Origin of the sequence: Tropicimonas sp. (genome assembly GCF_047971885.1) — a bacterium.
In the GTDB taxonomy this organism is placed as follows: Bacteria; Pseudomonadota; Alphaproteobacteria; order Rhodobacterales; family Rhodobacteraceae; genus Tropicimonas.
The window spans coordinates 1-9,519 of record NZ_JBKEAE010000048.1 but is presented as its reverse complement, the minus strand read 5'-3'; the positions used below and the strand labels follow the sequence as shown (position 1 = coordinate 9,519).

The following is a 9,519-nucleotide window of genomic DNA, read 5'->3' as shown; positions in this document are numbered from 1 at the left end:
GCGTGGCACGTAACAGGAACTCAGAGATCGACTATGTCCGCCCGGTCCGGCGTATCCTTGTCGGCGGGCTGGTTCTGTTCTGTCTGGCGATCTTCCTGATCTGGCGCATCGATTCGCCGCGTGTCGAACGGTTCCGCGCCGAACTGGTCGACAGGGTGGTGCCCGGCATGCAATGGGCCAGCGTTCCGATCGCCCGTTTCGCCCGCATGATCGACGATTTCCAGTCCTATCAGCGGATCTACCGCCAGAACGAGGATCTGCGCCGCGAATTGCAGCAGATGAAGGCGTGGAAGGAAGCCGCCGTGCAACTCGAACAGCAGAACGCAAAGCTGCTGGCGCTGAACAACGTCCGGCTCGACCCCAAGCTGACCTCGGTCTCGGGGCTGGTGGTGGCCGATTCCGGCTCTCCGTTCCGCCAGTCGGTGCTGCTGAATGTCGGGGCGCGCGACGGCATCCGCGACGGATGGGCGACGATGGACGGGCTGGGGCTGGTCGGGCGCATCTCGGGGGTGGGTGAAACCACCAGCCGGGTGATCCTGCTGACCGACGCGGCAAGCCGTATCCCGGTGACGATCCAGCCGATGGGTTTCCGCGCGCTGCTTTCGGGCGACAACACCGCCGCACCGGTGCTGGAGTTCCTGGAGGACCCGCTGGAAATCCGTGCCGGCGACCGGGTGATCAGCTCGGGCGATGGCGGGCTTTTCCCGGCCGACATGCTGGTCGGGCAGGTCGCCAGGGCACCCGACGGGCGCCTCAGGGTGTGGCTTGCCGCCGATTACGAGCAGCTCGAATTCCTGCGCGTCCTGCGCAGCCACGAGGGCGAGGTCATCCGCGATCCCGGCGGGCTTGTGGTTCCGCCCCAGCTTCCGCTGCCGCCACCCGCACCGGACGGCGGCGACGCTCCGCAGGCGGATACGGGCGATGATTGATCCGGTCACCACGCGGACGTGGGGCTTTCGCGCCCTCTATACGGCGCTGGTCCTGTTTCTGGTCTTTGTCCGGCTGCTGCCGCTCGGCATGGGGGCGGGGCATCTGCCCGGGCCCGACCTGATCGTCGCGCTCACCTTTGCGTGGGTTCTCCGGCGCCCGGCCTATGTTCCGGCGCCTCTCATCGCGGCGCTGTTCCTGTTTCTCGACCTCATGCTGCAACGTCCGCCCGGCCTGGGCGCGGCGGTGGTCGTGGCCAGCGCCGAATTCCTGCGCTCGCGCCGGGCGCTGACCCGTGCGCAGCCCTTTGCGGTCGAATGGGCACTGATGACGGTTGTGTTTCTGGCGATGGTGGGGCTGGAGCAGGTCCTGTACGCTTTCGCCATGCTCGAACGGCCGCCGCTTGGGCTCGCGCTTCTTCGCGGCCTTTTTACCGCGGTGGCCTATCCTTTGATCGTCGGGCTGACGCACTATATCATCGGGGTCAGACGGATCGACGCCGCCGAAGCCAACGCCCTTGGAGAACGCCAGTGAGACGTCCGCCCAAAGACACCGAGGAGAGCGCCCGCCGCATAACGCGGCGCGGTCTGGTTCTGGGTGCGGGCATGACCGGGTTCATGGGCCTGCTGGGCATGCGGATGCGGCACATGCAGGTGGAACAGGCCGAGGAATTCCGCCTGCTGGCCGAGGAGAACCGGATCAATATCCGGCTGATCCCCCCCGCCCGCGGCCTGATCTACGATCGCGACGGGATGCCGCTGGCCGAAAACACCCAGAATTATCGCATCGTCATCGTGCGCGAGGATACCGACGATCTGGACGAAACCTTTGCCAGGCTGCGGGCGCTGGTGCCGCTTTCCGACGACGATGTGGAACGGGCGCTGCGCGAGGTCGGGCGCCGCAGCGCCTTCGTTCCGGTGACCGTCGCCGACCAGCTTGCCTGGGAGGATGTCGCCGAGGTGGCCGTCAACGCCCCCGCCCTGCCCGGGGTCACCCCCGAGGTGGGGCTGACCCGCCACTATCCGCTGGCGCAGGATTTCGCCCATGTGGTGGGCTATGTCGGCCCGGTCTCGGATTACGATCTGTCGAAGCTCGAACATCCCGATCCGCTGCTGCAAATTCCCAAGTTCCAGATCGGCAAGATCGGGCTCGAGTCCAAGCGCGAGGATATCCTGCGCGGATCCGCCGGCACCAAGCGGATCGAGGTCAACGCCGGCGGGCGCGTCATGCGCGAACTGAGCCGGCATGAGGGCATCAAGGGCGCCGAACTGAAGCTGACGCTCGACCACGGGCTTCAGAATTTCGCCATGGCGCGTCTGGTCGGCGAAAGTGCCGCCGCGGTGGTGATGGACGTGACCAACGGCGACATCCTCGCCATCGCTTCGGCGCCGTCCTTCGATCCCAACCTCTTCGTGCGCGGCATATCGGTGGCGGATTACAAGCGGCTGACCGAGGACGATCATCGCCCCCTCGCCGACAAGTCGGTGCAGGGCGCCTATCCGCCCGGCTCGACCTTCAAGATGGTGACGGCGCTTGCCGCCCACGAGGCGGGCGTGGTGACCCCGGGCGAGACGATCTATTGCGGCGGCTACAAGCAGCTTGGAACGCGGCGGTTCCATTGCTGGAAACGCGGCGGGCACGGCTATGTCGATCTGCATGACAGCCTGATGCGCTCCTGCGATGTCTATTATTACGAGCTGGCCGAACGCGTCGGCATCGACAGGATTTCGGACATGGCGCGGCGGCTGGGAATCGGCGTCCGGCACGATCTGCCGATGTCGGCGGTCTCCGAGGGGATCGCGCCGACAAAGGCGTGGAAAGAGGCAAGCTATGGCGAAAGCTGGCGCGTCGGCGACAGCCTCAACGCCTCGATCGGACAGGGATACGTGCTGGCCTCGCCGCTGCAACTGGCCGTGATGACGGCACGCATCGCCTCGGGCGAGGCGATCCGGCCACGGCTGATCAAGACAATCGATTCGGTCGAGCAGCCGGTGCTGACCGACGGACCGCTCGGAATCAGCCCGACAACGCTGACGCAGGTCCGCAAGGCGATGTTCTCGGTCATCAACTCGCGCCGGGGAACGGCCTATCGCTCGCGCCTGCTGCCGGAAAACATGACGCTCGCCGGCAAGACCGGCACCAGCCAGGTGCGGTCGGTGGTGGTGCAGAACGCCTCGGTTCCGTGGGAGCAGCGCGACCATGCGCTGTTCGTCTGCTTCGCGCCCTTCGACAACCCGAGAATCGCCGTTTCGGTGGTGATCGAACACGGCGGCGGAGGGTCGTCGGCCGCCGCGCCCGTGGCGCGCGACATCGCCGCCCGCGCGCTTCACGGCTCCCTGCCGCCACTCGATATCTTCCCCAGCGGAGAACGGGACGCCGTCGAGGAGACCTTCGCCAGGATACCGCTGCGCCGCGACACCGGCGAAGGCGGCGCCGGGCAGGGTAGCGACCGCGCATGAGGTCCCGGGCATGAGCTATCTCGAATACCGCGTCCAGACGGTTCCCACCGGCGTGCGAAAGATCCTCTGTCTCAACTGGGGGCTGGTGCTGCTGCTTTCGGCGGTTGCGGCCCTCGGCTTCCTGATGCTCTATTCGGTCGCCGGCGGCTCGTTGCAACCCTGGGCCGAGCCGCAGATGAAGCGCTTCGCCATCGGCATGGCGGGGATGTTCGCCATCGCCATGGTGCCGATCTGGTTCTGGCGGAACATCGCGGCGGCGGCTTACGCCATTTCGGTTCTGCTGCTGGTGGCGGTGGAGCTTTTTGGCGCGACCGGCATGGGCGCGCAGCGGTGGATCGATCTGGGCTTCATGCGGCTGCAACCCTCCGAGGTGACAAAGATCACCCTGATCATGCTGCTCGCCGCCTATTACGACTGGCTCGATATCCGCAAGGTCAGCCGCCCCCTGTGGGTGATCGTTCCGGTTTTCATCATCCTGTTGCCGACAGCTCTGGTTCTCAAGCAGCCCGACCTCGGCACCGCGCTGCTGCTGGTCATGGGTGGCGGCATCATCATGTTCGCCGCCGGGGTGCACTGGGCCTATTTCGCCGCCGTGATCGGCGCCGGCATCGGCCTGATCGCCACCGTGTTCGAATCGCGCGGCACATCGTGGCAACTGATCAAGGATTACCAGTTCCGGCGGATCGACACCTTCCTCAACCCCGACAGCGATCCGCTGGGGGCGGGCTATCACATCACCCAGTCCAAGATCGCGCTCGGTTCGGGCGGATGGGCCGGGCGCGGTTTCATGCAGGGCACACAATCGCGGCTGAACTTCCTGCCCGAGAAGCATACCGATTTCATCTTCACCACGCTGGCCGAGGAATTCGGCTTCGTCGGCGCGGCCTCGCTGCTGACGCTCTACGGGCTGATCATCTATTTCTGCCTCGCCTCTGCCCTCACCAACAAGGATCGTTTCGCCGCGCTGCTGACCATCGGTATCGCGGCGACATTCTTCCTGTTTTTCGCCGTCAACATGTCGATGGTGATGGGGCTGGCACCGGTGGTGGGCGTTCCGCTTCCGCTGGTCAGCTACGGCGGCTCGGCCATGCTGGTGCTGCTGGCTGCCTTCGGGCTGGTACAATCGGCCCATGTCCACCGGCCGAGAGAGCGTTCATGACCATCAACGTGCTGTTTGCCGCCCTGCCCGGGCGCTGGCGCGAATACGAAGGGCACCTGAGGCGCGGCTTCCGCGAGGCGGGGCTCGACGTGCGGCTCACCGCCGACACGGATCGGCCCGATACGGTCGATTACATCGTCTACGCACCGAATTCGCCGGTACGGGATTTCACCCCCTTCACGCGGCTCAGGGCGGTGCTGGGCCTGTGGGCCGGGGTCGAGGATGTGGTGGGCAACGCGACGATCCGGGTGCCGCTGACGCGAATGGTCGATTCCGGGCTGACCGAAGGGATGGTCGAATGGGTGGTGGGCCAGACCCTGCGCCATCACCTGAACATCGACCATGCGCTGTCCCGTCAGGGCGGCGAATGGGACCGGCATGTGCCGCCGCTTGCCCGCCAGCGCCCGGTGACGGTGCTCGGCCTCGGCGAGCTTGGCGCCGCCTGCGCCGGGGCGCTTGCGGCGCTGAACTTTCCGGTCACCGGCTGGAGCCGCACCCCGCGCAGAATCGCCGGCATCACATGTCTTGCCGGGCCTGCGGGGCTGGAACAGGCGCTGGCCTCGGCACGGATCCTGATCCTGCTGCTGCCGCTGACCCCGGGCACCGAAAACCTGCTCAACGCGGCGCATCTCGACCAGCTTCCGCCCGGCGCGATCCTCATCAACCCGGGTCGCGGTCAGCTGGTCGACGACGAGGCGCTGCTTGCGGCGCTCGACAGCGGGCGGATCGCCCATGCGACGCTCGATGTCTTCCGCACCGAACCGCTGCCGCCCGAGCACCCGTTCTGGCACCATCCGCGCGTCACGGTGACGCCGCATATCGCATCCGAGACCCGGGCCGAAACCGCCAGCCGGGTCATCGTCGAGAACGTCCGCCGCAGCGAGGCCGGCGTGCCGCTGCTCCACCTCGTCGACCGTACGCGCGGCTACTGAGCCAGGACGCGCCCCGCGCAGATGCGGGCTGCGACGGAATGGCCTGGCGGGATACTCGACACCGCGCGCCGCGAGTGCCAGACTCCACACCGATCAGAAAGCATGGCCCCAGGGGGCTGGAAGGAGACGAAGAGGATTCCGCAATGTGGAAGCGGCTTTTTGACAAGACCTTGCATCAGGTCATCCGGACTGGCCAACTGATGATCGAGGGCCCGGACCGGTCCTACCGGAACTATGGAGACGGAACGTCCCCGCAGGTCGCCGTGCGGGTCAGCGACCCCGACCTGCCCCGCAAGCTGATGTTCAGCCCCGATCTCGCCATCGGCGAAGCCTATGTCGATGCGCGGCTGACCATCGAGAACGACGATCTTCCCGGCTTCCTGCACCTGCTGCTGCTCAACCGGGGAATGGGCAACACCGGCGCCGCCATCCAGACCAACCTGCTGCTGCGCCGGATGGTGCGGCGGCTCAGGCAGCGCAACCCCATGCCGAGCGCACAGAAAAACGTTGCCCACCACTACGACCTGTCGCCCGAGTTCTACGCGCTTTTCCTCGACGAGGACCGGCAGTATTCCTGTGCCTATTTCCGCCATCCCGACGATACGCTGGAACAGGCGCAGGCCCGGAAAAAGGCGCATATCGCACGAAAGCTGCTGCTGGAGCCGGGGATGCGGGTCTTCGAGATCGGCTGCGGCTGGGGCGGCATGGCGATCACGCTGGCGAGGGATTACGGTGCGAATGTCGTCGGTGTCACGCTGTCGAAAGAGCAATACGCGATTGCCCGCGCGCGGGTGAAACAGGCAGGGCTCGCGGCGCAGGTCGATATCCGGCTGATCGACTATCGCAAGGTGAACGAGACCTTCGACCGCGTGGTTTCGGTGGGTATGTTCGAACATGTCGGCGTGCCGCATTACCGCGAGTTCTTCGGTCATGTCCGCGAGCGGCTGGCCGGGGACGGCGTTGCCCTGATCCACACCATAGGCCGGCGCTCGCCACCCGGTTCGACCTCGCCATGGATCACCCGCTACATCTTTCCCGGCGGCTACATTCCCGCGCTGTCCGAGGTCATGAAGGCGGTCGAGAAGGAGCGCCTGTGGGCGACCGATATCGAGTTCTGGCGCCTGCACTATGCCGAAACGCTGCTGCACTGGCGGCGGCGCTTCGAACGGAACATCGATACCGCCCGCGCGCTCTATGACGAGCAGTTCTGCCGCATGTGGCGCTATTACCTCGTCGCTTCGGAAATGTCGTTCCGTGATCTCGATCACGAGGTATTCCAGATCCAGCTTGCGCGCAGGGTCGATACCGTGCCGGTCACGCGCGATTACCTGTGCGGCTAGAACGGGCGCACGACGTTGCCCGAATAGAAATAGACCCCGAGCCCGGCGAGAAAGATCGCATCGCCCGCCAGCGCGTGCATCAGCACCGCCATGGGAAAGGATCTGCGGATCTCGTAGGCCCAGGCAAAGGCGAGCCCGCCCACAAAGGTCATGGCAAGCACCAGCCACGACCAGTACATCAGATGCGCCAGCGAAAAGAGCGCGGCGTTCAGCACGATTGCCGCTCCCGGGGTACGCGGCAGAACCGGCTGATAGCGCCGGAAGAACAACGCGCGATAGACGATCTCCTGCGGCAGGGCCGAGATCAGCGGATACAGAACCAGTATCATCAGCATCATGTCGGGCCGCTGGCGTGCAATCTGGAACAGTGCCCCCGGCCGGAACAGCCACAGCCAGGCCACCCCGAACAGCAGGGTCGCCACCCCGATGCCCGCGACCCTGCCCCACAGGATACGACCCCAGCCGTTCCGCAGGTCGCGCCAGGCGAAGCTGCGCGTGAGGTGAAGCAGCGCCGCACCGGTCAGGGTCAGCGCGAACAGCATCGGAAACATCCGGTCGGGCGGGATGAGAAACGCCATCGCCAGCGGCGCCACCAGGAAAAACAGGCCGAACTCGACCCGCAGGCGCAGCCGCGATGGTTGCCGTACCAACTCGATCGTACTCATGTCGTCTTTCCGCCACGGGTGGTTTCACCCTCACATAACCGACCGGGCGCCACAGGCAAGCGGCAGGCCGGAACACGGAACCGCGACCACAACCGGCAATCACTGCCGCTTGGGCTTGCGCCCCCCCGAGTGCTGTCTATAACGCAGGCAATTTGCCCGACCCGTCCGGAGACTCACCCATGCCCAAACGTACCGATATCTCGTCCATCATGATCATCGGGGCGGGGCCCATCGTGATCGGGCAGGCCTGCGAGTTCGACTATTCGGGCGCCCAGGCCTGCAAGGCGCTGCGCGAGGAAGGCTACCGGGTGATCCTCGTCAACTCGAACCCGGCAACGATCATGACCGATCCGGACATGGCGGACGCCACCTATATCGAGCCGATCACGCCGGAGATCGTCGCCCGCATCATCGAAAAGGAACGCCCGGACGCGCTCTTGCCGACGATGGGCGGGCAGACCGGGCTCAACACCTCGCTGGCGCTGGCGGACATGGGCGTGCTGGACAGGTTCGGGGTGGAACTGATCGGCGCCAACCGTCAGGCCATCGAGATGGCCGAGGATCGCAAGCTCTTCCGGGAGGCGATGGAGCGGATCGGGCTGGAAAACCCGCGCGCCACCATCGCCAAATCGATGGAGGATTGCATGGCGGCGCTGGAGGATATCGGCCTGCCGGCGATCATCCGCCCCGCCTTCACGCTCGGCGGCACCGGCGGCGGCGTGGCCTATAACCGTGACGATTACGAATATTACTGCCGCAGCGGGCTCGACGCCTCGCCTGTCAACCAGATCCTGATCGACGAAAGCCTGCTCGGCTGGAAGGAATTCGAGATGGAGGTGGTCCGCGACCGGGCGGATAACGCGATCATCGTCTGCTCGATCGAAAATGTCGATCCGATGGGCGTGCATACCGGCGATTCGATCACCGTCGCCCCGGCGCTGACCCTGACCGACAAGGAATACCAGATCATGCGCAACGGCTCCATCGCCGTGCTGCGCGAGATCGGGGTGGAGACCGGCGGCTCCAACGTGCAATGGGCGATCAACCCGGCGGATGGCCGCATGGTGGTGATCGAGATGAACCCGCGCGTCTCCCGCTCCTCAGCGCTCGCCTCCAAGGCCACCGGCTTCCCGATTGCCAAGATCGCCGCCAAGCTCGCCGTGGGCTACACACTCGACGAGCTGGACAACGACATCACCAAGGTCACGCCGGCGAGCTTCGAGCCGACCATCGATTACGTCGTCACCAAGATCCCGCGCTTCGCCTTCGAGAAATTCCCCGGCTCCAAGCCGGAACTGACCACCGCGATGAAATCCGTGGGCGAGGCGATGGCCATCGGCCGCACCATCCACGAATCGCTGCAAAAGGCGCTGGCCTCGATGGAAACCGGGCTCACCGGCTTCGACGAGGTGGCCATCGAAGGGTTGCCGGGGCCGGAGAACATCGTCTTTACCGACAGCGACGATCCGGTCATTCCGCAAATCCTCGTCGGCAAGGGCGAGAACGACCAGATGGCCATCGACAAGGCCGTCACCCGGGCGCTTTCGCTGAAAACGCCCGACCGGCTGCGGGTCATCGCACAGGCGATGCGCTTCGGCTTCTCCGACGACGAGATATTCGAGATCACCGCCTACGATCCGTGGTTTCTGGCCCGTATCCGCGAGATCGTCGGAACCGAGGTTCGCATCCGGCGCGAGGGGCTGCCGCTCGACGAGAAGGGCCTGCGCGACCTGAAGATGATGGGCTTCACCGATGCGCGGCTCGCCCGCCTGACCGGGCGGGACGAGGCCAACGTGCGCCGCGCGCGGCAAAATCTCGGCGTCCATGCCCAGTTCAAGCGCATCGACACCTGTGCTGCCGAATTCGAGGCGCAGACGCCCTACATGTACTCAACCTACGAGCTTCCGGCGATGGGCGAGGCCGAATGCGAGGCGCGCCCCACCGACCGGCGCAAGGTGGTCATCCTCGGCGGTGGCCCGAACCGGATCGGCCAGGGGATCGAGTTCGATTACTGCTGCTGTCACGCCTGTTTCGCGC

At 65.8% G+C, this 9,519-nt stretch carries 8 protein-coding genes; 7 read left to right on the top strand and 1 reads right to left on the bottom strand.

Features of this window, described 5'->3' with window-relative positions:
• The first annotated feature begins 2 nt into the window (after nucleotides 1-2).
• The 6 genes from mreC (at nucleotide 3) to ACK5IR_RS05295 (ending at nucleotide 6,817) form a co-directional block, all read left to right on the top strand.
• Nucleotides 3-929 (top strand): rod shape-determining protein MreC, encoded by a 927-nt coding sequence (gene mreC / locus ACK5IR_RS05320; RefSeq protein WP_416926639.1) that lies wholly within the window; start codon nucleotides 3-5, stop codon nucleotides 927-929.
• Nucleotides 922-1,461 (top strand): rod shape-determining protein MreD, encoded by a 540-nt coding sequence (locus ACK5IR_RS05315; RefSeq protein ID WP_416926637.1) that lies wholly within the window; start codon nucleotides 922-924, stop codon nucleotides 1,459-1,461. The genes mreC and ACK5IR_RS05315 overlap by 8 nt, the downstream gene beginning before the upstream one ends.
• Nucleotides 1,458-3,386 carry a penicillin-binding protein 2 gene (gene mrdA / locus ACK5IR_RS05310; RefSeq protein ID WP_416926635.1) on the top strand — a complete coding sequence of 643 codons (1,929 nt, stop codon included), beginning with the start codon at nucleotides 1,458-1,460 and terminating at the stop codon, nucleotides 3,384-3,386. The genes ACK5IR_RS05315 and mrdA overlap by 4 nt, the downstream gene beginning before the upstream one ends.
• A 10-nt stretch (nucleotides 3,387-3,396) precedes the next feature.
• On the top strand, nucleotides 3,397-4,545 hold the full coding sequence (gene rodA / locus ACK5IR_RS05305; RefSeq protein WP_416926633.1) for a rod shape-determining protein RodA: 1,149 nt from the start codon (nucleotides 3,397-3,399) through the stop codon (nucleotides 4,543-4,545).
• Nucleotides 4,542-5,477: a 2-hydroxyacid dehydrogenase gene (locus ACK5IR_RS05300; RefSeq protein ID WP_416926631.1), complete on the top strand. Its 936-nt coding sequence runs from the start codon at nucleotides 4,542-4,544 to the stop codon at nucleotides 5,475-5,477. Before rodA ends, ACK5IR_RS05300 begins: the two co-directional genes overlap by 4 nt.
• Before the next feature lie 200 nt (nucleotides 5,478-5,677).
• Nucleotides 5,678-6,817: a class I SAM-dependent methyltransferase gene (locus ACK5IR_RS05295; protein WP_416926629.1), complete on the top strand. Its 1,140-nt coding sequence runs from the start codon at nucleotides 5,678-5,680 to the stop codon at nucleotides 6,815-6,817.
• On the opposite strand, the gene ACK5IR_RS05290 is transcribed toward ACK5IR_RS05295, so the two are convergent.
• Complete coding sequence (locus tag ACK5IR_RS05290; RefSeq protein ID WP_416926627.1) at nucleotides 6,814-7,482, bottom strand: CPBP family intramembrane glutamic endopeptidase; 669 nt, start codon at nucleotides 7,480-7,482, stop codon at nucleotides 6,814-6,816. The genes ACK5IR_RS05295 and ACK5IR_RS05290 overlap by 4 nt on opposite strands.
• 179 nt (nucleotides 7,483-7,661) lie before the next feature.
• Here ACK5IR_RS05290 and carB point away from each other — a divergent pair.
• The coding region (gene carB, locus ACK5IR_RS05285) for a carbamoyl-phosphate synthase large subunit (RefSeq protein ID WP_416926625.1) at nucleotides 7,662-9,519 on the top strand (1,858 nt) is incomplete at its 3' end.